At 64.8% G+C, this 21,935-nt stretch carries 15 protein-coding genes; 11 read left to right on the forward strand and 4 right to left on the reverse strand.

What is annotated here, in order from left to right:
* Positions 1 to 133: 133 nt before the first annotated feature.
* Positions 134 to 883 (reverse strand): PaaI family thioesterase, encoded by a 750-nt coding sequence (locus CPH63_RS07630; protein ID WP_157749367.1) that lies wholly within the window; start codon positions 881 to 883, stop codon positions 134 to 136.
* 87 nt (positions 884 to 970) lie between these two features.
* Here CPH63_RS07630 and CPH63_RS07635 point away from each other — a divergent pair, with 87 nt between their 5' ends.
* The 4 genes from CPH63_RS07635 to CPH63_RS07650 all read left to right on the forward strand — a co-directional run bounded on the left by CPH63_RS07635 (position 971) and on the right by CPH63_RS07650 (position 5,720).
* On the forward strand, positions 971 to 1,948 hold the full coding sequence (locus CPH63_RS07635) for a nitronate monooxygenase family protein (RefSeq protein WP_096302353.1): 978 nt from the start codon (positions 971 to 973) through the stop codon (positions 1,946 to 1,948).
* Between the two features lie 11 nt (positions 1,949 to 1,959).
* A complete protein-coding gene (locus CPH63_RS07640; RefSeq protein ID WP_096302354.1) occupies positions 1,960 to 3,105 on the forward strand; it encodes an acyl-CoA dehydrogenase family protein in 1,146 nt (381 codons plus the stop codon).
* The gene (locus tag CPH63_RS07645; RefSeq protein WP_096302355.1) at positions 3,102 to 4,040 is read left to right on the forward strand and encodes an acyl-CoA dehydrogenase family protein; all 939 of its coding nucleotides are present in this window, start codon (positions 3,102 to 3,104) and stop codon (positions 4,038 to 4,040) included. Before CPH63_RS07640 ends, CPH63_RS07645 begins: the two co-directional genes overlap by 4 nt.
* Positions 4,041 to 4,142: 102 nt before the next feature.
* Positions 4,143 to 5,720, forward strand: a complete 1,578-nt coding sequence (locus CPH63_RS07650; protein WP_172892176.1) for an AMP-binding protein — start codon at positions 4,143 to 4,145, stop codon at positions 5,718 to 5,720.
* 23 nt (positions 5,721 to 5,743) lie between these two features.
* On the opposite strand, the gene CPH63_RS07655 is transcribed toward CPH63_RS07650, so the two are convergent.
* Positions 5,744 to 7,321 carry an AMP-binding protein gene (locus tag CPH63_RS07655; protein ID WP_197704619.1) on the reverse strand — a complete coding sequence of 526 codons (1,578 nt, stop codon included), beginning with the start codon at positions 7,319 to 7,321 and terminating at the stop codon, positions 5,744 to 5,746.
* Positions 7,322 to 7,389: 68 nt separating this feature from the next.
* Entirely contained in the window at positions 7,390 to 8,139 is a 750-nt protein-coding gene (locus CPH63_RS07660) for an enoyl-CoA hydratase-related protein (RefSeq protein WP_096302358.1), read from the reverse strand.
* Between the two features lie 300 nt (positions 8,140 to 8,439).
* On the opposite strand from CPH63_RS07660, the gene CPH63_RS07665 reads away from it, so the two are divergent.
* From CPH63_RS07665 to CPH63_RS07675, 3 genes are all read left to right on the forward strand, one after another.
* Positions 8,440 to 11,778 carry a carboxyl transferase domain-containing protein gene (locus tag CPH63_RS07665; RefSeq protein WP_371364402.1) on the forward strand — a complete coding sequence of 1,113 codons (3,339 nt, stop codon included), beginning with the start codon at positions 8,440 to 8,442 and terminating at the stop codon, positions 11,776 to 11,778.
* An 81-nt stretch (positions 11,779 to 11,859) separates the two neighbouring features.
* The gene (locus CPH63_RS07670; RefSeq protein WP_096305011.1) at positions 11,860 to 13,464 is read left to right on the forward strand and encodes an AMP-binding protein; all 1,605 of its coding nucleotides are present in this window, start codon (positions 11,860 to 11,862) and stop codon (positions 13,462 to 13,464) included.
* Complete coding sequence (locus tag CPH63_RS07675; protein WP_206745662.1) at positions 13,461 to 16,640, forward strand: carboxyl transferase domain-containing protein; 3,180 nt, start codon at positions 13,461 to 13,463, stop codon at positions 16,638 to 16,640. The genes CPH63_RS07670 and CPH63_RS07675 overlap by 4 nt, the downstream gene beginning before the upstream one ends.
* Positions 16,641 to 16,674: 34 nt before the next feature.
* Here CPH63_RS07675 and CPH63_RS07680 read toward each other — a convergent pair whose 3' ends face one another.
* On the reverse strand, positions 16,675 to 17,163 hold the full coding sequence (locus tag CPH63_RS07680; protein ID WP_172892178.1) for a pyridoxamine 5'-phosphate oxidase family protein: 489 nt from the start codon (positions 17,161 to 17,163) through the stop codon (positions 16,675 to 16,677).
* A 100-nt stretch (positions 17,164 to 17,263) separates the two neighbouring features.
* Here CPH63_RS07680 and CPH63_RS07685 point away from each other — a divergent pair, with 100 nt between their 5' ends.
* The 4 genes from CPH63_RS07685 to CPH63_RS07700 are packed head-to-tail and all read left to right on the forward strand — an operon-like array spanning position 17,264 to position 21,924.
* Positions 17,264 to 18,856: an AMP-binding protein gene (locus tag CPH63_RS07685; protein ID WP_096302360.1), complete on the forward strand. Its 1,593-nt coding sequence runs from the start codon at positions 17,264 to 17,266 to the stop codon at positions 18,854 to 18,856.
* A complete protein-coding gene (locus tag CPH63_RS07690) occupies positions 18,853 to 19,743 on the forward strand; it encodes an enoyl-CoA hydratase/isomerase family protein (RefSeq protein WP_096302361.1) in 891 nt (296 codons plus the stop codon). The genes CPH63_RS07685 and CPH63_RS07690 overlap by 4 nt, the downstream gene beginning before the upstream one ends.
* On the forward strand, positions 19,740 to 20,825 hold the full coding sequence (locus tag CPH63_RS07695; RefSeq protein ID WP_096302362.1) for an acyl-CoA dehydrogenase: 1,086 nt from the start codon (positions 19,740 to 19,742) through the stop codon (positions 20,823 to 20,825). Before CPH63_RS07690 ends, CPH63_RS07695 begins: the two co-directional genes overlap by 4 nt.
* Positions 20,815 to 21,924 carry an acyl-CoA dehydrogenase family protein gene (locus CPH63_RS07700; protein ID WP_096302363.1) on the forward strand — a complete coding sequence of 370 codons (1,110 nt, stop codon included), beginning with the start codon at positions 20,815 to 20,817 and terminating at the stop codon, positions 21,922 to 21,924. Before CPH63_RS07695 ends, CPH63_RS07700 begins: the two co-directional genes overlap by 11 nt.
* Positions 21,925 to 21,935: the final 11 nt, after the last annotated feature.

Genomic DNA, 21,935 nt, shown 5'->3' on the forward strand with positions numbered 1-21,935 from the left:
CGCTCTCCCCTAGTTAACGGCCCTCCACTCGTCATCGATTGACGAACCACCGGCCAGCGAAACGTGAAACGTATAACCAACCGTACAGTTGGCTAGAAACGCAGTCAAGGCGAGTGGCGGCTAACGCTTCCCGCTAGCGCGGCCGTGGTGGACGCTTCGGCCAGAGGTTGCCGGCCTCGATTGCCTTGGGCAGCACGAGCAGGCATTCGCTCTCGGTCGTCACGTTCCCCTCAGGGTCATACACGGTGGCCTTTAGCCGGCGCTTGGCGCCGTCAATGCTCTCCAGCCAGGCTCTCATTCCGACGGTGCCCAGGGGAGTGGGTCGCCGGTAATTCACCACAAGATTCACCGTCATCGCCGGCATTCCCGCAGCCGCAGCCGCTTCGGTGAAGAGCTGGTCGAGAAGCAACGCAAGAACACCGCCATGCACCAATCCCGGGGGACCCTCATACAAGGGACCGAGTTCGAGCTCGGCGTAGGCGTCCTTCTCGCCCCAGAACATTGCGTTTTCACCCAATGCGGCGGCGAACGGGTTGCGCAGTCCCAGGACGGGGTTGCCATGTTCGCGGGCGCCGCCGTCATGACCGAGTTCGAGGCCGAAGCTCGCCGCGCGGGCCCGGACGAGCAGGCGGGCGGTGATGCTTTCGATCTGGGCGGTGACCACACGCACCAGGTCGGGATCGACCTCGGTGCGCAACTGAGCCTCATTCAGCCCGCGGACCGCCTGCGTCAGTGCGCCATAGACCTCGTCCTGCTCCCGCAGGGCATCCGGGGTCAACGTGGTCGGCCGGTACACGGGCACGAGGCCGTCGTTGACCCCGTTCGAGGGCTCGGCGTTCGCGCCGCTCCGGACGTCGAGTTTCTGCGTCATCGGCTCACTCATCGGTGCATCGTAACCGACCAAGCGGTTGAGTAATCGCGTCCTGTTCAGTAATGTCCCGCACATGCCCACGGTTGTTGGAACCCGCGAATGATCCAAACCTCGTTTACGCAGCTTTTCGGCATCGACCATCCGATCACGTGTGGCGGGATGACCGGGGCCGGCACGGCCGAACTCATCTCCGCGGTCGCCAATGCCGGAGCGCTAGGGTTTCTTGCCGCCCTCACGCAACCGTCGCCCGAGGCATTGGTGAAGGAGATCGAGCGAACCCGCGATCTCACCGACCGGCCGTTCGGGGTAAACCTCACGATATTGCCGATGATCGGCAACGTGAACTACGACGAGTATCGGGCTGCGATCGTCGAATCAGGTATCAAGGTCGTCGAGACCGCAGGGGCTAACCCAGAACCACACATGGCGGACTTCAAGGCCGCTGGGATCAAGGTGATCCACAAGGCGACCAGTGTGCGCCATGCCGTGACCGCCGAACGTGTCGGCGTCGATGTGATCAGCATCGACGGCTTCGAGTGCGCCGGTCATCCCGGCGAGGACGATGTTCCCGGCCTCGTCCTCATCCCGGCCGCCACCCAGGCTCTGACGATCCCGGTCATCGCCTCAGGCGGGATAGCCGACGGCCGCGGTCTGGCTGCGGCGCTGGCTTTGGGCGCGGTGGGAGTGAACATGGGCACCCGGTTCCTCGCTACCACCGAGTCGCCGGTGCACGTCAACGTAAAGCAGCAGATCGTACGCAATACCGAGCGCGACACACTGCTTGTGTTTCGCGAGTTCCACAACACTGCCCGTGTGGTGCGCAACGCCATCTCGGAGCAGATCGTAGAGCGGAGCCGGCGGCCAGGTGCCAGCTTCGCCGACGTCGCCGAACTGGCCTCCGGCGAACGCGGCCGCACTGCGGTACTCGCGGGTGGGGACATGGATGGCGGAGTCTGGTGGGCCAGCCAAGCCCAGGGACTCATCCATGACATCGACACCTGCGCCACGGTCGTGGAGACAATCATCGCCGACGCGCAGGCGAGCATCACCCGCCTTCACGATCTGATCAAGCTCTAGGAGGGGCGACCATGGACTACGACCTGGGCGAATCGGCCGCCGCGCTGCGTGCGCGGTTGCGTCACATACTCGCCGACCTGCTGCCGGAAGGATGGGCCGGTCCATTCAAGAGCGATCCTGCCGTGCAGAAAGTGACCCGAAACGTCTGCGAACGTCTGGGTGCTGAGCGGCTTCTCACGATCAGCTGGCCGCAGGAGTATGGCGGTGCTGCCGCCAGCGAATGGGAACAGGCCGTGTTGCGCGAAGAGATGTGGGCGCATTTCGAGCCCCGAGGTGCGCAGTACATGGGGTTGAGCTGGGTGGGACCGACAATCATGCACTTCGGCACCCCGGAGCAGAAAGCGCAGCATCTTCCGCCGATCGCCAGTGGGCAGGTGATCTGGGCCCAGGGCTTCAGTGAACCGGAGTCCGGAAGTGATCTCGGTTCGCTGTCTCTGGCGGCGACGCCCGACGGTGACGGGTGGTGCCTGAACGGCCAGAAGATATGGACGTCGTATGCGAACATCGCGGACTGGTACTTCGTCGCGGCCCGCACCAGCCGAGCTGAAGGCGTCAAGACGGACGGCATTTCGATCTTCATCATCCCCATGTCGCGTACGGGCGTCACCGTGCGGCCGATCGATTCGATGATGGGAGAGCAACACCTCAACGAGGTCTTCTTCGATGACGTTCGGGTCGAGCGTGCCGAACTGCTCGGCAAACTCAATCGAGGCTGGGACGTCATCAAGTACGTGCTCGGACACGAGCGTATCGGCATCCCGCGCTACGCTCGCGACGAGCGCGTGTTGTCTGCGCTAGCTGAGGTAGACGACGTGAGCCAAGGTGCCTGCGGGGTGGCGTTCGCCCGTGCCTTGGTGCACGCGCGGACAGCGCGGTTACTGAACTATCGTGCGGTATCCGAGCGGGAGCGCGGGACACTGACCGACCTGCACGCGTCGACCGCGCGCATCGCGTCGATCCTGCTCGATCAGGAAGTCGCAGAACTCGCCCTCGACACGGTCGGGGCCGCCGCGCTGGCCCCCGATCCACGAGCTGGTGTGCTCGGCCTGATCGAAGACGTATTCCGGTACTCGCGTTCTGCGACGATCGCATCTGGAACCATCGAGGTGCAGCGCATGATCGTCGCCCGGGCCCGCATGGCGCAGGTGAGCTCGTGAACCGGGAATGGCCCGCGGCAGCGCGTGAGCTCGAGCTCGGGCTTCGCGACGCCCTCGACGATCTCGGGGCTGTGAATCTTGCTCGGGCAGCCGAAGCCGACCCGACCATCCGAGAAAAGCAGCTCAAACCGGCACTAGAAGCTCAGGGCGTTCTCGAGCTAGACCCCTTTGGCGACGAAGACGAAGCCGCCGCGGCGGTCCTGGCAGCTCGCGCCCTCGGTGCGGTGATGGCGCCCTGGCCCATCGCTGCCACCCTCGCAGCACAGCGGCTTGATGCCGACGCCCTCTATGTGGTCGATGGGGCGGTCAGGCATTTGGAGCATGCCAACCTGGCCACCTCGGCTATTGCGGTGGGATTTGACGGAGCGGGCGCGAGAATCTGCGTGTCAGGGGACAATGCGTCGGCACGACTCGATCCGTTCGGAACTCCCGTCACGCTCGGCGATCCCGCTCAGGTCGACGCGTCGGCGGTGAAGATGCGTCTCGTGCTCGACGCCTTCTACGCCAGCGGGGCCATGAATACTGCGACGAGTCTCGCGGCGCGGTACGCGCTCGATCGACGGCAGTTCGGCAAGTCGATCGGCCAGTTCGGAGAGATTCGCTGGCGCCTGGCCGACATGACGGTGGCCAATGACGGTCTCGGCGAACTCGCGGCGTTCACCTGGTACTTGCTTCGGTCCGGCACCGCGACGACAGCCGACGTGCTGGCGCTGCGCGTGGGCATGCTCGAGACGATCGATACCGTGCTGAAGAACGGTCATCAGATATTTGGCGCAATCGGCCTCTGCGAGGAACACGACCTCGTTGTGATCGACCGACACATCACCTCGCTGCGGGTCCGCCCCGCTGGCGCCACCCGTACGGCCGAACTGTTGCTCGAAGCGATCAACAAGGTGGGCTTTGACGCCATCTACCCGGTGCCGGCTCGCCGCTGACATGCGTCGCGCAATGAGAACCGGCGAACGCAGACGCCTGTCGATACCGGTGGCCAGGTCCGCGACGCGAACCAGCCAATCGATCGGATGGAGACGCGAGTAATGGTTGATACGGTCATCGCCACTCTCGCCGAGCGCGTGCGGCAGGACGCCGATGTCGACATGGTGTCGTGTGGTCAGGATTGGCGCAGTGTCGGCGACGTCTACCGGCGGGCCAGGCGTATCGCCGCGGGTCTGTTCGAGCTCGGCGTCCGCCCAGGGGAGCGTGTTGCCTCAATGATGAGCAACCGTGACGAGGCCGTCGACCTCTTCTTTGCCTGCAACTTCCTCGGCGCGATCTACGTTCCGCTCAACGTCTTTCTCAAGGGTGAGTTCCTGCGCTACCAGCTGGCCGATGCCGAGCCGCGGGTTGTCATCGCCGATCGAGCCGGACTGCCACTCATTCGGCAAGCAACGGCCGGCGAGCAGTTTCGCAACTGCCTCGTGGTGGCGCTCGATGATGGCGACGTCGGCCGGATCCACTTCGCCGAGCTCGACGTCGATGGCGAGCAGCACTGGCCCGACCCGACGTTGGACGACATCTCATGTCTTCTCTACACGTCCGGAACCACCGGCATGCCGAAAGGGTGCATCATCGGTAACGGCTACCTGGTGAACATGTGCCGGGCCCACCAGCACTTTGGCTGGTTCACCCGCGACGACACGTCTCTGTGTCCCCTGCCGCTGTACCACGGGTTCGCGCTCAGCGCCCTGATGGATGCCCTCGTCGGTGGCTGCCGGGTCGCTTTTGATCCCGAGTTCAGCGCGTCAGGTTTGCTCGACCGCGCCCGCGAGCTCGGAGCGACGCAGCTGTTCGGCGTCGGTGCGATGGCGACCGCGCTACTGGCAACGCCGACGCGGCCTGACGATCACCACCACCAGATCGATAGGGCGATCTTCATTCCACTGTCGCCGCAGATCAGAACCCAACTCGAGCGGCGCTTCGGTGTGCGCGCGATCTGTGAGGGATATGGTCAGACGGAGGTTGTGCCGGCGACAATGGGCGTCGGCGGTGACGTGACCGACACCGGACGAGCCAGTGCCGGGCGTGCCGTGCCGTGGCTTGATGTTCAGGTCCTCGACGAGGTCGGGCACGTATTGCCCGCGGGCCAGACAGGTGAGATCGTCGTCCGCCCCCGCGAACCCTATTCGATGTTCTCCGGATATTGGCGCAAGGAAGTCGAGACGCTCGCAGCCTGGCAAGACCTGTGGCACCACACGGGCGACCTCGGTTTCTTCGATGATGATTCGCGGTTGTTCTTCGTTGACCGAAAGAAGGATGCGCTGCGACGGCGCGGTGAAAACGTCTCCTCGGTCGAGCTGGAGCAGGCCATTCTGAGGCATCCGGCGGTGGTCGCTGCGGCTGCACACGCCGTGCCTGCGGGCAGCAACGAGGACGATATCAAGGTATGCCTTGTGCTCGAGGCCGACGCCGTGATTGCGCCGGCAGATCTGTTCAGGTTCTTCAGCTCAAACTTGCCTTACTACGCAGTCCCACGGTTCGTCGAGATCGTGGACGAACTACCCACCAACGCGGTGGGCCGCGTGCTGAAGCACAAACTGCGTGACCGGTGGGACTCGCCGGCAACGGTGGACCTGAAGAAGCTGGGTCTCGTTGTCGGAAGGGATGCGCGCCGATGAAGTTCACCTAGGTCAGGGCCACCCTAGGGATGCGGTGCTGAACTCAAACGTTCACGTTTGATCACGAGTCCGGTCTTATCGCGGTCCCACGTCTGTCTGGTTACTCCTTCGGCCCGCAACCGATACTTCTCGACCTTGTTCGTTGGCGTGACCGGTAGTTCGTCGACTACCCGCACGTAGCGTGGAATCATGAAGTGCGCGAGCCTCGGCTGTAAGAATCTGATCAGATCGGCCGGGTCGATGGTCGCTCCCGCAGTCGAGGTGACTACCGCCAGCACGTCATCCTCCCCGAACTCGCTGGGAACCGGGACTACGGCGGCATCACGCACATTCGGATGAGCGAGAATCTCTTTCTCCACCTCGAACGATGAGATGTTTTCGCCTCGGCGCCTGATCGCATCCTTGAGCCGGTCGACGAAGAAATAGTTGCCCTCGGCATCGCGACGCATCGCATCCCCGGTGTGGAACCAACCGTTGCGCCAGGCTCGTGCGGAAGCTTCCGGGCTGCCGAGGTACGCCGTGGACAGGGCCCAAGGCACCGCACAGCGAAGTATGACCTCGCCGGCCACACCGTCTGGAAGTTCGATGTCGTTGGAGTCGACGATTCGGGCGTCGAACTCGGGCCGCAGTCGGCCTGCGGTGCCCCTGATACGTGGGTTGACCTCGCTCACCAGCGGGGTCGAGATCTCAGTCATGTTGTAGCAGGTGATGACATCGACGCCGAAACGCCGCGTGAACTCTTCGGAGTCATTGCTCAGGGGCACCATCAATACCTGTTCCAAGGTGTGGTCCCGATCTGCCGGACCGGGTGGCTCCTTCAGCAGAAATGTCGTCATCGCACCGAGCAAGGTGCCCGACGTAATACCGAAGCGACGCACATCGCGCCAGAACGTCTGGGTGCTGAATGCCTCGAGCATCACTATCGAACCGCGGTTGAGTAGTGCGTTGTAGACAATGCCGGTGCCACTCATGTGAAACATCGGGCCGACGAGCATCAATCGATGCCCCGGTCGAGAGGGTATTCCCAGCACGCTCAGATAGTTCAACAGATAGCTAGCGATCGCGCCCTTCGACGGCCCGGTCGTACCCGAGGTGTAAATGATCGCCAGCGGATCCCAGGGCTCGATTGGACGCTCCGGGTCTTTCAACGCCAGCGGGTCACCGGAGTGGAGGACCGCGTCCGACAGCACGGTGACGCCCGAGGGCGTGTGCGTCTGAGGGCCGACAACGATCAGCGTCGTCAGCTTGTCGCGTTCGATCGAATCCAGTCGGTCAACGAGGCGGCTGTCTGCGATGAGCACCCGTGCACCCGAGTTGTTGACGACGTGTTCCAATACGCCTGCCTTGTAACCGGTATTGAACGGCGTGTAGACCGCACCCAGATAGGTGATCGAAAGGTAGGCCAGTAGCGCTGCCGGTCCGTTTGGCAGCCAAACCCCGACGATGTCGCCCTGCCCGACGCCGAGTGACTGCAGCGCGCTCGCCCACGCCCGGGTGCGCTGCAGCGTCTCTGCCCTCGACCACTGTTCGCCGGTCTGCTCCATAATCGCGAAGATCTCATTCGGAGCCTCGGCGGCTCGCTGCTCTAGTAGCCTCCGCACGACACACTCGTCCCGACCTGGTACGTCAACCATGCATTCCTCCGGTGATCATCACGAATGGCGCCGCGTCAGGCGTTGCGCCATGTCGGCGGCCGCCGTTCGAAGAAGGCGCCAATGCCCTCGGCGACGTCCTCGGTAGCGAGCAGGCGCTCGTGAGCGGCGTCCGATCGGGCCCAATCGTCGGCCTCGTCAGCGTTGAGCGTCGCGTTGACGATGGCGAGGGACTCGCGGACCGCGACCGGTGCGTTTTCGCAGACGCGCTCCGCGAGGGCAATCGCGCCTTCGAGTGCTTTCCCAGGTTCGACGAGCATATTGACGAAGCCCAGACGCTCGGCTCGCTCCGCCGTGAGGTTGTCCGTGGTGAGCAGCAATTCCCGGGCCACGTTGGCGGGCAACGCCTTGGCGACTCGGAACGCGCCCCCGAAGTCTGGCATGAGGCCGCGCCGCGCTTCCGGCAGGCCAAACGAGGCGTTGGTCGCAGCGACCACCAAGTCGCAGCACAACACCAACTCCATGCCACCACCGAGCGCAAGACCCTCGACCGCAGCGATGAGCGGTGTGCGCCGCGACCGGGTGATGATCCCAGCGATGCCGCCCCGCTCAGTTGGGGAGCCGGGACCGACAGAGAGATCCGCGCCGGCACAGAACACCTGAGTGCCACCGGTGAGCACGCCGCACCACAACTCCGGCTCGTCGTCGAGCTCATTGAGCGCAAGATCGATGCCGGCGGTGATGGAGCTATCGATGGCGTTGCGTTTCGCCTCCCTGCGTAGGGTGATGACCAAAACCCGGCCCCGGCGTTCGGTGGTTACCGTCATCGCCAGGCTGCCGTCGGTTCGCCCCAGACCTCGACGTCCGAGAGCAGGGGGTGATGACCCTTCGCTCCGGTTGGCCGTCGAATGATGGCCATTCGGCCAAAGCGAACGTTCACGTGAGCATTCTCCGAGGTCATCTGCGATATCGACAGCATGCGGTTGAAGCCAACCAGTTAGCTGGGAACGGTAGCACCGGCATCAGGCGAAGTACAGAGGCGCATGTAAGACAGTTGACACTTCGGCCGTTCGGCGACGAGGATGTCAACCGGACAGTTGGCTATGACGAGGAGGCGCAAATACCGAATGGTGGACCCGTCCACGGCACCCTCGTCAGGTGATCCGCGGCCAGTAACCCTGCGTCGGGTGCTGATCGCGAACCGGGGTGAGATTGCCATCCGGATTGCCCGGGCTTGTGGCGACCTTGGGGTGGTGGCGGTCGCCGTGTACTCACACGACGACGCAGATGCTCTTCATGTTCGGCGGGCCGACGAGGCTATGGCTCTGCCTGGGCGTGGGCCACAGGCCTATCTGGACATCGATGCGCTGATCGCAGTCGCTGGACAGATGGACTGCGATGCCGTCCACCCTGGTTACGGATTTCTGAGCGAAAGTGCGCAGTTCGCTCGGGCCTGTCGAGCGGCGGGTCTAGTCTTCATCGGCCCCGATGCATCGGCGCTGGAGCTATTCGGAGACAAGGCCCGTGCCCGCATGCTGGCGGGGGAGCAGAAGATCCCGGTCGCGGCCGGCAGCCCGGCTGACATCACCTTCGAGGATGCCGGGTTGTTCATCCAGTCTCTGCCCGCCGGCCGCAGCGCGATGTTGAAGGCAGTATCCGGCGGCGGTGGGCGCGGTATCCGTCTGATCTCGAACCTCGGCGAGCTAGCCGAGCAGTGGCCGCGCTGCCGATCGGAGGCCTTGGCCGCGTTTGGCAGCGAAGCGCTCTATATCGAGGAGTTTCTACCCTCCGCGCGCCACGTCGAAGTCCAGGTTCTGGCCGATGCGACGGGCGCGGTGAGCCACCTGTGGGACCGCGACTGCAGTATTCAGCGCCGCCACCAGAAACTGGTCGAGATCGCGCCCAGTCCGTGGCTGGGCTCCGAGTTGCGCAATGAGTTGCTGGAGGCGGCGCTCGCCCTCGCAAGGGCGTCGTCGTACTGCAACATAGGTACCTTCGAGTTTCTCATCGAACTGGGCGAAGACGGCGTGGAGACCGGCCGCTGGGTGTTCTTGGAGGCCAACCCGAGGTTGCAGGTGGAACACACCGTCACCGAGGAGGTTTGTGGCGTCGATCTGGTCCAGACGCAACTGCGGTTGGCGGCCGGTTCGACGCTGGCCCAGTTGGGGTTGACGGATCCGAACCGGCACCGACCCGAGGGCTATGCCATCGAGCTCCGGATCAACGCGGAGACGATCCAGCCCAGTGGTCGGAGCATTGCCGCAGCCGGCCGACTGCGCGCATTCGATCCGCCTTCGGGGCAAGGCATCCGACTCGAGACCCTCGGATTTCAGGGCTACGACGTCAGCCTGGCATTCGACTCTCTGCTGGCGAAGCTGATCGTGCACAGCGCCGGCGGCGGGTTCGACCAGGCGTTGAATCGGGCCTACCGGGCGCTGTGCGAGTTTCGGATCGACGGGGTGTCAACCACCGTGCCGTTGCTTCAGAATCTGCTCAAGCATCCGGCGTTGTCGGTCGGAAGGATCGACACTCGGTTTGTCGAGCGGGAGGTCGCGGCGCTGACAGCCCCAGGTGAGCATCACGCACGCTACCCGGACGTAGCGACCGGAGTCACTGACGAGCTACCCGATATCGCACAATCGGCGCCGCCGGGGACCGTGGCGATCACCAGCGATTACCCGGGAGTGCTCGTCCAGCTTGATCTCACTGAGGGCCAGTCGATTCGTCGCGGCCAATCGCTAGCAGTCGTCGAGGCAATGAAGATGGAGCAGACGCTGACAGCCGATCAGGACGGCGTAGTCGTGTCAGTCGCGGTTGCGATCGGGGACTCGATTCGCAGTGGTCAGGCCCTGGCGTATCTCGACCCGAGTTTCATCGCCGAGGTCGCAATGGACGCCGCGACGACCGAGGTGGCCGGTGCAATGGCTACCGCGCTGGAGCACCTGGCCGTGCGACGGCTCGAGCTCGACGACGTCAGTCGACCGGAGGCAGTCGCAAAAGCCGAGCGGCGTGGGACACATACGGCCCGGGAACGCGTTGAGATGTTCTGCGACCCAGGATCATTCATCGAGTTCGGAGGCCTGGTTCGCGCCGAGGGTATGGGTGACCGGGCACCGGCCGACGGGGTCATCACCGGTACCGCTGCGGTGGACGGTCGGCCCGTGGTTCTGATTGTGCAGGACTTCTCTGTGTTCGGTGGAAGCGTCGGCCATCTCGGTGGTGCCAAGATGAGCCGGGCGATCGATCTCGCTCTGCTGTATGGGCACCCCCTGGTCATGTTGCTGGACGGCGGAGGACACCGGATCCAGGACGGCCAGCGCTCGCGGGCTTACGCACAGGCTGGTAACACGTTCAATCAGATCGCCCGGCTGTCCGGCTTCGCACCGATTGTGGCGGGCCTGCTTGGCCCTGGGTTCGCCGCTAACACCAACTTCAGTGGGATGGCCGACTTCGTCGTCATGCGTCGTAAACACGCGACGATGGGAATCGCCGGACCCGCGCTGGTCGCGGCGGCGACTGGAGAGGTGATCAGCTCCGAGGAACTCGGCGGGGTCGACCGCCAGGTCGATCGCCAGGGTCTGGCCGACCTTGCGGTGGACACTGAAGAGGAGGTGTTTGCCGCCATCCGATCGTTTCTTTCCTACCTGCCGGATAATGCCGGCCTGCCGACACCAAGCCGGCGACCGCTCGATTCCGATGACGACCAGCAGCGCGCCGAAGTTCTGCCCGGGCTGGTTCCGGTCAATACCCGTCACGCCTATGACGTCCGTCCGGTGATCGAGGCAATCGCCGACCTGGACAGCGTCTTCGAAATCAAACCCAAGTACGCACAGAACCTGGTTACTGCCTTCGTACGCATCGGCGGCGAATCGGTTGGCTTACTCGCCAATCAGGCCCTATATGCCGGTGGGCAGCTGGACGCCGCCGCCTGCGAGAAAGCCGCGCATTTTATTGCCCTCTGTGATGCTTTCGGGGTGCCGCTCGTCCTTCTGATGGACGTCCCGGGATTCTTGGTCGGGCCGGAAGCCGAGCGGACCACGCTCGGGCGACGGAGCGCTCGCATGCTATTCGAGCTGGGCCACGCGACCGTCCCCCGCATCTCCGTCGTGCTGCGTAAAGGGTATGGCTTGGGCTACATCGCGATGGCTGGTGGCAACAGTTTCGAAGCCGACGCGTGCCTGGCGTGGCCCACAGCCGAGATTTGCGCGATGTCGGTCGAAGGTTCTGTTGATGTCGCTTACCGCCGCGATTATGAAAGCGCCCCGTACCCGCGCGCCCGTAGGGCGGAGATCATTGCCTCGATCCGCGAGCAGGTCGGTCCTCTGCAGGCCGCGGAGGGGTTCGGCATCGATGATCTGATCGACCCCCGCGAAACCCGATCGCGGATCAAGGACATTCTGCGTCGGGCTCCACGGCGGCGAACGAGTCGGCAACCGCCCAAGTACCGATCGATATCGCCGATCTGATCCAGCTCGAATCACCGGGCGAGGCCGGAGGTTTTTCGATTCCGGATGCCAGGCGTGACCACGACTCTCTTGGAGGAACGAATGACTGGGCTACCCGAGATTTCCGAACGCACGCTACAGGCAGCCTGGGCCCGTGCCCTCGAGGACCGCCCAGAGGCAATCGCCCACGTCGACGGCTCGGATGAGTGGACGTTTGCCCAGAGCTACGCCCGGATCGGCCGTTTGGCCGGTGGCATCGAGAGCCTTGGGGTCGGTCATCAGCACCCTGTCGCCCTGCTTCTGGATAATTCTGTCGACTTCGTTCACCTCTGGATGGCGCTTGGCCTTGGCGGGCAAATCGAGGTCCCGATCAGCACGGCCTACAAGTATCAGTTCCTCACGCACGTGCTCAACGACTCCGGCGCGCAGACCCTGGTGATCGAAGACGCTTACGTGGGCCGGCTTCTGCAGGTTGCGGCAGATCTGAAGTACCTGCAGACGGTCGTCATCCACGGCGATCCGAGCGCCGCCGACCTGCTTCGCGGATCGTACCGAGTCCTGCACTTCAGTGAGCTCGAAGAACATGGAGTTCGCGATCCGGTGCCCGGCAACCCAGCTGCCCTACTGGCCTACATGTACACGTCTGGCACGACCGGCGCGTCGAAGGGTGTCATGTGTTCACACGCGCATGCATACACCTACGCCTCGCGCGAGGACGACACGGATCCGCGACCGCGCCCTGGCGATCGTGTCCTGCTGACCCTTCCGATGTTCCATATCGGCGGCCAATGGTCGTGGGTCTATCAAGCGTTGATCCAGCAGGCCACTTGTGTGATCGAGACTGGCTTCTCGGTCTCGAAGTTCTGGGCGATCGTGAGAGAACAGAAAATCACGGTCACGGGCCTGCTCGGAAGCATGGCCGAACTGCTGTGGCAACGTCCAGCGGCGGCCGACGACGCCGACAACCCGCTTGAGATCGCCGTGATGGCTCCGATGCCGAGCGACCGCGCGGGGTTCTGCAAGAGGTTCCAAGTGCAAGCCTCCACCGCGTATGGCATGAGCGAGATCGGGAGGGTCATGGATGGGCCGGTCGGCAGCGTGGTCGGCACCGAGGCTGGATTCCGGCGGGATTGCTACGAGCTGCGGCTCGTCGATGAACGGGGAACGGACATGCCGATCGGACAGAGCGGAGAGCTATGGGTCCGTCCGGTTGAGCCGCTGACAGTCATGTCGGGCTACCTCAACCGACCCGAGAGCAACGCCGAAATGATGGTCGACGGCTGGTTGCACACCGGCGATGTACTTCGCTGTGACGAGACCGGACGGTACTACTTCGTCGATCGAGTCAAGGATGCCCTGCGTCGCCGTGGCGAAAATGTGTCCAGCTTTGAGGTCGAGAGCGTCATCAACCAACACCCGGCTGTCTTGGAGAGCGCGGTCGTGGCCGTTCGCTCGCAGCTCACCGAGGACGAGATACGCGCCATCATCGTGCTGCGCGAGGGGTATGAGTTCGACCCGGAGCAACTTACGGGATTCCTCATCGAGCGCCTGCCCTACTTCATGGTTCCCCGCTACCTCGAGACGGCATCGTCGCTGCCACGGACCCCTACTCAGAAGGTACGGAAGTTCGAGTTGCGCACTAGTGAGCTCGGTCCCGACGTCTGGGACCGGGAGGCGGCCGGCATCCGGTTGCGGAGCAGAAGTTGAGCGGCGGTCCCATTCGGCGGCTGCTGATCGCCAACCGCGGCGAGATCGCGGTTCGGATCATCGGCACGGCCGCAGCACTTGGCATCGAGACGGTCGCGATCTATTCGACCGACGACGCCGCTAGTGCGCACGTCGCTCGTGCGGACGCTGCGGTCGCTCTCAATCGGGTTGGGCCGGGTGCTTACCTCGACGTCGCCGCCGTCGTTACGGCAGCGAAAGAGACCGGTTGTGATGCCGTGCATCCGGGCTACGGATTCCTGGCTGAGCGGGCGGAGTTTGCGGCCGCGTGCGCGGCCGAGAGAAGTCGCTTCGTCGGTCCGTCGCCCGCCGCGCTTGAGCTGTTCGGGGACAAGGTGCTGGCGCGCGAACGGGCCAACTTGTTGAGCGTCCCAGTGCTACCGGCGACGTCGGGTGAGCTTCGCCTGTCCGACGCGCTCGCGTTCCGTGCCGGTCTCGGAACCGACGCGGAGGTGATGGTGAAGGCGATCGCCGGTGGCGGGGGGCGCGGAATGCGCCGGGTCAGCGCGGCCGACGATCTGGAGCAGGCATTGCGCGAAGCTGAGGCGGAGGCGCAAGCAGGCTTCGGCGACGGCCGGCTGTACCTCGAGCAGGCGTTGACGAGCGCACGGCATATCGAGGTCCAAGTCGCCGGGGACGAGCGCGGGCAGGTCTCAGTGTTGGGTGATCGGGATTGCAGCCTGCAGCGACGGCGGCAGAAGCTCATCGAGATCGCGCCGGCTCCGGCGCTCGCCAACGAGTTGCGGCGCCGACTGCATGAGAGCGCCCGCGCTTTGATCTCTTCGGGTGAGTATGCCGGCCTGGCCACCGTGGAGTTCTTGGTTGACGGATCGGCCTTTTATTTCCTCGAGGTCAACCCCCGGATCCAAGTCGAGCACACAGTGACCGAGGAGGTCACCGGTCTGGATCTCGTCGAGCTGTCACTGCGCATCGCGGCTGGCGAGGGTCTGGATGCCTGCGCATTGGACCTACCGTCGCGCCAACGCGGCGTATCGATCCAAGCTCGGGTGAATGCGGAGACGATGACGGTTGACGGCGCGGTACGGCCGTCGGTAGGAATTCTGCGTGCCTTCCGACCACCGACCGGGCGCGGCGTTCGGGTCGACACCCACGGCTACGTCGGCTGGGAGGTTGGCCCGCGTTTCGATTCGCTGTTGGCCAAGGTGATCGTCCGCGACGCGAGCCCCGAGCGGGCGGCGCGCCTGCTGATCCAGGCGTTGGCTGAATTCGAAGTCGTCGGAGTGGACACCAATCTGCACCTTCTCCGGCAACTGGCAACGAATCTGGACCTGCTCACCGGAGGGGCCGATACGAGATTTGTCGACACTCATCTGCTGAGTCTGCTGCCGGATCCGATCGTGACCGAGGTCAGTGTCGATGACTACGGACCGGCCGAGGCAATCGCTGCGCCAGTCGCCGGCGTCGTGGTCAGCGTGGCTGCGACACCGGGATCGAGTATCTCGGCTGGAACTCCGCTCATAGTGCTCGAGGCCATGAAAATGGAGCACGTCGTCTACGCCGAGCACCCAGGCACGGTCGACGAGGTCTCGGTGACCCAGGGGGCCGTCGTAGACGCCGGTGACGTCCTCATGCGGGTCACGGTTGCGTCGACGGCAGGTTCGGAGGCCGCCGACGATCCCTCGCCGAGCGAGGAGACGGCAACGATTCGCCAAGATCTGGCCGAAGTACGTCGACGGCATGCGCTCACCCAGGACGACGCCCGCCCGGAGGCGATTGGACGGCGACACGCCGCCGGGCGACGTACTGCTCGCGAAAATATCCGGGATCTGTGCGATCCGGGCAGTTTCGTCGAGTATGGGGCTCTAGCGGTGGCCGCGCAGCGGCATCGGCGCACGCTCGACGAGCTAATCCGGCGAACACCGGCCGACGGCCTGATCACTGGAATCGCAAAAGTCGGAGGTCGGTCCACCGTCGTCATGTCTTACGACTACACAGTCATGGCCGGCACGCAGGGCAAGCAGAATCACCGTAAGACTGAACGCATGCTGCAGATCGCTGCCGAGCGTCGGCTGCCAGTCGTGATCTTCGCCGAGGGCGGCGGCGGCCGGCCTGGTGACAACGACGGCGACAACACGGCGTCCTTGGACTCGCCGTCGTTCCGCAAAGCCGCAGAACTGGCCGGAAAGGTGCCCATGGTGGCGGTCGTCTCCGGCTTCTGCTTCGCCGGCAACGCCGCGTTGGCCGGAGTCTGCGATGTGATCATCGCGACCGAGGCGAGCAGCCTTGGCATGGGGGGACCGGCAATGATCGAGGGTGCCGGACTCGGACGGGTCGATCCAGCCGATGTCGGGCCGATGCCGGTGCAATATCGCAACGGAGTCGTCGATGTCCTGGTCGCCGATGATCCGGCCGCGGTTGCGATGGCGCGGCGCTACCTCAGCTACTTTGCCGCGTCGGAGGCGGATGCGTCGTTCGATGATCAACGGTCGCTCCGTTCGATCGTGCCTGAACGCCGAGTGCGGGTCTACGACGTGCGCCGAGTAATTCACGGTCTGGCTGACGCCGGAAGCGTGATGGAGTTGCGCGCCGGCTATGGCCAATCGGTGATCACCGCGCTCGTGCGGTTAGGCGGCCACACTGCGGCCGTGATCGCCAACAATCCCATGCAGCTTGGCGGGGCGATCGACGCAGACGGGGCCGACAAGGCAGTCCGCTTCTGGCAGCTATGCGAAAGCCACCGGGTGCCCGTCCTATCGCTTTGCGATACGCCCGGGTTCATGGTCGGACCGGCCGCCGAGCAGTCCGCGGCGGTACGACGCTTCGGCGCGATGTTCGCTACGGGCGCCCGGTTGACCGTTCCGCTCTGCCTTGTCGTCCTGCGCAAGAGCTACGGCCTGGGCGCGATGGCGATGGCCGGCGGTGACTTCAAGAAGCCGCTGATCTCGTTGGCGTGGCCGACGGGTGAGATGGGGGGGATGGGTTTGGAAGGTGCCGTGCGCCTTGGCTTTCGAGCCGAACTTGACGCCATCAGGGACCCGGCCGTCCGAGAACAGCGATATCAGGAACTCGTGGCCGAGCACTACGAACTAGGCAAGGCGTTGACCGTGGCCACCGCATTCAGTCTCGACGACGTGATCGATCCGGCCGAAACTCGCGATCTACTGATCAGCATCTTCGCGACGGGCGGCGCCGGGTGAACAGTGCGTCGCCGCCGCGATGACCTTCGTGCCGCTAAACGGCGCCGGGCGCGCGGAGTTGCGCAATCTTGCGGAAGTCCCAGCTGGCGATCTTGCGTGGGCGAATCCTCAACCAGGCATGCGCACCGTCGTACTGCATATCGTCGGTTCCGCTGTATTTGCGCGAGAAGCTAGCCTCGGCCGCCGTCAGTCGAGGATCCGGGCGTCCTTCGCGGGGTGCCTCACCGATCTGCTCAGCGGTACCGATGATCTCTACACCGCGCAGTTCCAGGTAGTCGGTTCCGGCGTCGATGACAGCACTCACGCGAGGATCGCGTTGTACATCGGCCCAACGTTGCGAGCGGGTCAGCGAGTAGAGCCACAGGAACTCGGTGTCCCAGGTGAACCACAGCGGCGCGGCGTGCGGACCGTCAAGTCCGATTGTGGCCACCCGGCATGTGCGCTCAAGGGTGAGAAACTCGTCGCGTTCCAAGGGCGACATCGCCAGCGAGCGGTTGCGGCGCTGACTGCGAATCTCGGTCATATGGGCTCCTGAAGAGGGCTCGGGTCTCACCCGAAGGGTTTGCGAAAGGGTTTCGTTCAGCTAGTCTACCCAACTATACGGTTGGGAAAGGAGTAAAGCCATGCTGCAGGGCAATACGGTCGATGCGGTTCTTCGCGAGCGACTGGCCGCCGACCCGGACTCCCCGTTCGTATCGTTCGGGTCCGATTGGTTCTCGCTCCGGGACCTCGATGAGCGCAGCGATCGACTCGCCACCGGACTGGCTCGCTTGGGTGTGCGCCGCGGCGACCACGTCGCGTCAATCCTCCCGAACCGGGTCGAGACGATCGACCTGCTCTTCGCCGTCGCCAAGCTCGGAGCCGTCCAGGTTCCGCTGAACTACTGGATCAAGGGCGACTTCCTCGAGTACCAGCTTGTCGACTCCGGCGCCAAGTTCCTGATCGCGGACGGGCCTGGGTATGAGGCCGCAGCCGGTCTGCTGAATCTCACGGACGTGCAGCAGGTGGTGCACGTCGGACGGGCCGTGCCGAACACGGTGCCGTACGCCGATCTGCTGACCGAGCGAGGGACTTTCACCAGCGAGGCCCGGCCCTCCGACCTGCTGGCGATCATGTACACCTCGGGCACGACTGCAGCGGCCAAAGGCTGCATGCTGAGCACCGGCTACTACGTGACGGTCGGTCGGGCGTACGGCGCGCGCAACTGGGTCGTGCCCGGTGATCGCATGTATACCGCGCACCCGCTGTTCCATTCGAGCGGGCAGATGGTGTCGTTCATGAGTGTGCTCGTCAACGATGCCTCGATCTGCTTCGCGCCCGAGTTCCACGCCTCCACCTACATCGCGGACGCCGTCGCGGCGGAGGCGACGATGCTCGAGGGTGTGGGCGTTATGGGCAACATGATCCTGGCCCAGCCGCCTCAGCCGGTCGACGGGGCACATCCCTTCCGGCTCGCGGTCTGGGTACCGATGTCGGTCGAGAACCAGGCGGAGTTTGAACGCCGCTTCAACACCCCGGTGATCTCGGAGGGTTACGGGCAGACCGAGTGCGTCCCGATAACAAACAGCGATCCCTACGGCGTGCGCGATCGTACGACGTCAGGGCAGGTGTCGCCGATGCTGGATGTCAGCGTCGTCGATGAACACGATGAGCCGGTGCCTCACGGTGTGGCGGGGGAACTCGTGGTACGTCCGCGGGTGCCGCAGGCGATGTTCAGCGGCTACTGGAAGAAGCCCGACGTCACCGCTGACGCCTGGCGAAATCTGTGGCACCACACGGGCGACTTCGGGTTCGTCGACGCCCAGGGCGTCATCACTTTTGTCGACCGCAAGAAGGACATGGTCCGCAGACGCGGTGAGAACGTCTCGGCGCTCGCACTGGAACAGGTGATCCGACAGCATCCGGCGATCGACGACGTCGCTGTGTGTGGAGTACCGGCCGCGGTCGGAGACGACGACATCAAGGCCACGCTCGTTCTGGCGGGCGGCGCGACGTTGACCGCGCCGGAGTTCTTCGCGTTCGTCCGTGACGAGCTTCCCTACTTCGCCATACCCCGCTATGTCGACATCCGTGGTGCCCTGCCCGTCAACGCGCTCGGACGAGTAATGAAGCACGTGCTGCGCGACGAAGGTGTCACCACCGCCACCTGGGATTTGGAGAGTGAGGGACTTGTGCTAACCCGTCAGGAACGACACGCTGCGCAGACGACAACGTGACCGATTACGTGATCGGTGAGCCCATCGCCGTCGGGTCGGAGCAGTCCCGTGACGTCGTTGTCGAGCGGCACGGCGCTGCATTGCTGATCCGGCTCAGCCGCACCGCACGATTCAACGCGATCGGCGGGACGATGCTGCGCGACCTCATCGATGCCTTCGAACAGGCCGCACAGGACGACGACGTGCGCGTCGTGGTGACGACGGGCGCAGGCGGGTCCTTCTGCGTCGGCGCTGACGTCGCGGACTTCCCCCGGGTGGCGCATCTGCCGGCCCGCGAGCTACTGGTCAGCGACCTCATCGGCGGCGAGAAGGGCCTGCCGGCCCTGTCGGCCGGGCAGGTGGACCGCGAGGAGTTGGGAAATGCCGGCCGGGTTGCGCTGCGGTTGTGGTCCCTGGAGAAGCCCACCATCGCCGCGGTGAACGGCCCCGCCGTCGGTGGCGGCTTCGCGCTGGCACTGCTGCACGATCTGCGTCTGTGTTCCTCCTCGGCCCAGTTCGGGACGGGGTTCCTCACTGCTGGCCTGGCGCCTGAGATGGGGACGAGCGTGTTGCTGCCAAACCTCGTCGGGGGCGCGGCGGCGACCGAACTCCTCTACACCGGCCGGATGTTGGATGCCGCGGCGGCGCAGCGGATGGGCATCGTTTCGGAGGTGATCGGCGACGACGAGCTTCTCGATCGAGCACTGGAGCTTGCCACGCGGATAGCCACGTACCCGGCGCTGGCCGCCCAACTCACGAAGCGGCTGCTCCGGCGGGCGATGGGAGACACCCTCGAGGCGCAGCTTCGGGCCGAGTACTCGGCGCAGGTCTCGCTCTTCGACGACCCTGGCACCCGGTCCGCTCTGGACCGGCTCACCCAACGTGTGAAGGGCGGTAAGCGCGGATGAGTCACTCAGCTCCGGCGAGGATCCAGCCTGAGAGCGGCGAGATCCTGGGTCGCTGGCAGGATCTGATGCCATCGCAGGAGCGGGCTGAATTGTCCGCCTCAGCGAGCCGTCACTTCGGCGAGCGGTTCGGTCCGGATGTGCTGAGGGCCGCGTTCGACGTCGCGGCGTCGGACGGCTCCGGTTGGGGCAGCGTCGTTTCCCATGGATACGCCGCGATCGGAATGCCGGAGGAATTCGGCGGTATCGGTTCGTTGGTCGACCTGGTGGCGGTGCTAGAGGAATCCGGGCGGGCACTGCTGTCGGTGCCGCTACTGGCGACCACGTTGGCCTGGCAGACGCGGGTCGCCTTTGGTTCCCGCGTCGACGTCGAGTCGGGGAAAGCTGAGGCGCTGGGCGTCGTCGATGTCTCGGGCACCACGATCGCGGCCCTCGACGGAAACGTGGCCGACCGGGTCGTCGTCGTCCGGCCGTGCGGTACCGGAGCCGAGCTGCATCAGATCGACCCGTCCCAGTCCCCACCGCACACCGTGTACGACCAGACCGATCCGGGCCGCCCCCTCGCCGTCTTCGCAGCCGGGGGGACGGTGATAGCGACCAGCGACCGTAGCGTGGATCAGGTCCTCGCACCGGCCCGAGTGCTGCTGGCGGCCGATCTCATCGGCGTGGCTGTGGGCGCTCTCGACCGGTCGATCAGTCACGCGTTGGTACGCCAACAGTTCGCTCGCCCGATCGGTGAGTTTCAGGCGATCAAGCACAGACTCGCCGACGTGTACGTCGGCATCGAGCGTGCGCGATCGCTGACCCGGGCCGCGGCCGTCGCAATCGGTGCAGCGGAGACGGCCACCGAGGTGGACGACGGCACGGTCTTGTCGTTGCTCGCCAAGGCGGCGGCCGGAGAGGTGGCCCTGGATGCGACAGCGGCATTCGTCCAGGTCCTCGGCGCGATGGGATTGACCTTCGAGGCCGACGCGCACCTGTTCTTCCGGAGGGCGCAGCAGAGCGTCCCGTTCCTCGGTTCCCCGGCGGTCGGGTATGCGCGGGCAGCCACACTGACGGCCGCCGGGAGCAAGCATGAGTACTGACCTGATCGACGAGTTCGTGGCATTCCTCGAGAGTTTTCTGCCGTCGGACTACGAGCTGCGGTATCGCGATTACCGCAAGGATGAGGCGCTGCGCTCGGAGTATCAAGTGGCGGCGTTCGAGGCCGGATGGCTCATGCCGGAGTGGGAGCCCGAGTTGGGCGGTCATGGCCTGGCCCGCTCCGACGCCCTGGCCATCCGCATCGAGGGTGCCCGGCGCCATGCTCCGCGCATCCTCAACATTCAGGGGGCAGGGGTGGTCGCGCCGGCGCTGAGGCAGTTCGGCAGCGACGAGCAGAAGCAACGTCTGCTTCGGCCGCTGTTGCGCGGCGAGGAGTGGTGGGCGCTTGGAATGTCCGAGCCCGGCTCAGGTTCCGACCTTGCCTCGCTGCGCACGAGCGCGCTACTGGACGGCGACCACTTCGTCGTCAACGGTCAGAAGATCTGGACGACCCAGGCTCACGAGTCGCGCTGGTGCACCCTGTATGTGCGTACCGATCCCAGTGCGTCCGTCCACGCCGGCATTTCGTGTTTGATCCTCGACCTGACGTCGCCCGGCGTGGAGATCCGGCCGATCCGCCGGGCGGCTGATTCGGTGGACGCGTTCTGCGAGGTGTTCCTCGACGAGGTGCGCATTCCCGAACAGAACCTGCTCGGCCCCTTGAACGGCGGCTGGGGGGTTGCCACGCAGAGCCTGGAACATGAGCGGGACATGATCTGGATCTACAACTGGATCGACGTCGAACGCGCGCTGGAACCTGTGCTGCCCGGTGCGGTCGCCGATTCGCATCTCGCGGTTCGGGCGGGTCGATTGCTGGCCGACTCAGCGGCGATCCGGTTCACGGGGCTGCGAACGGTCCTCGGGCGTATGCAGGAGCGTCCGACGCCGGAATTCTTCATCCTCAAGTTGCTGGGCTCGGAGACCGTACAACGTGCGACCCAGCTGGCTCTGGACGTGCGCGGACTCGATGCGTTCGCGGATCCCGACCTGTTCGACGACCGGGTCGAATCATTGGGGGCGACGATCTACGGCGGGACCTCGGAGATTCAGCGGAACCTCATCGCCGAGCGGGTGCTCGGCCTGCCCCGACAACGGCGTTGACCGGCGCGGCC

It is taken from the genome of Jatrophihabitans sp. GAS493 (assembly GCF_900230215.1).
Classification (GTDB): domain Bacteria; phylum Actinomycetota; class Actinomycetes; order Mycobacteriales; family Jatrophihabitantaceae; genus MT45.

Coding starts and splice junctions, on each gene's coding strand:
- CPH63_RS07630 (WP_157749367.1), bottom strand. CDS start 883: ATGAGTGAGCCGATGACGCAGAAACTCGACGTCCGGAGCGGCGCGAAC.
- CPH63_RS07635 (WP_096302353.1), top strand. CDS start 971: ATGATCCAAACCTCGTTTACGCAGCTTTTCGGCATCGACCATCCGATC.
- CPH63_RS07640 (WP_096302354.1), top strand. CDS start 1,960: ATGGACTACGACCTGGGCGAATCGGCCGCCGCGCTGCGTGCGCGGTTG.
- CPH63_RS07650 (WP_172892176.1), top strand. CDS start 4,143: ATGGTTGATACGGTCATCGCCACTCTCGCCGAGCGCGTGCGGCAGGAC.
- CPH63_RS07660 (WP_096302358.1), bottom strand. CDS start 8,139: ATGACGGTAACCACCGAACGCCGGGGCCGGGTTTTGGTCATCACCCTA.
- CPH63_RS07665 (WP_371364402.1), top strand. CDS start 8,440: ATGGTGGACCCGTCCACGGCACCCTCGTCAGGTGATCCGCGGCCAGTA.
- CPH63_RS07670 (WP_096305011.1), top strand. CDS start 11,860: ATGACTGGGCTACCCGAGATTTCCGAACGCACGCTACAGGCAGCCTGG.
- CPH63_RS07680 (WP_172892178.1), bottom strand. CDS start 17,163: ATGACCGAGATTCGCAGTCAGCGCCGCAACCGCTCGCTGGCGATGTCG.
- CPH63_RS07685 (WP_096302360.1), top strand. CDS start 17,264: ATGCTGCAGGGCAATACGGTCGATGCGGTTCTTCGCGAGCGACTGGCC.
- CPH63_RS07695 (WP_096302362.1), top strand. CDS start 19,740: ATGAGTCACTCAGCTCCGGCGAGGATCCAGCCTGAGAGCGGCGAGATC.
- CPH63_RS07700 (WP_096302363.1), top strand. CDS start 20,815: ATGAGTACTGACCTGATCGACGAGTTCGTGGCATTCCTCGAGAGTTTT.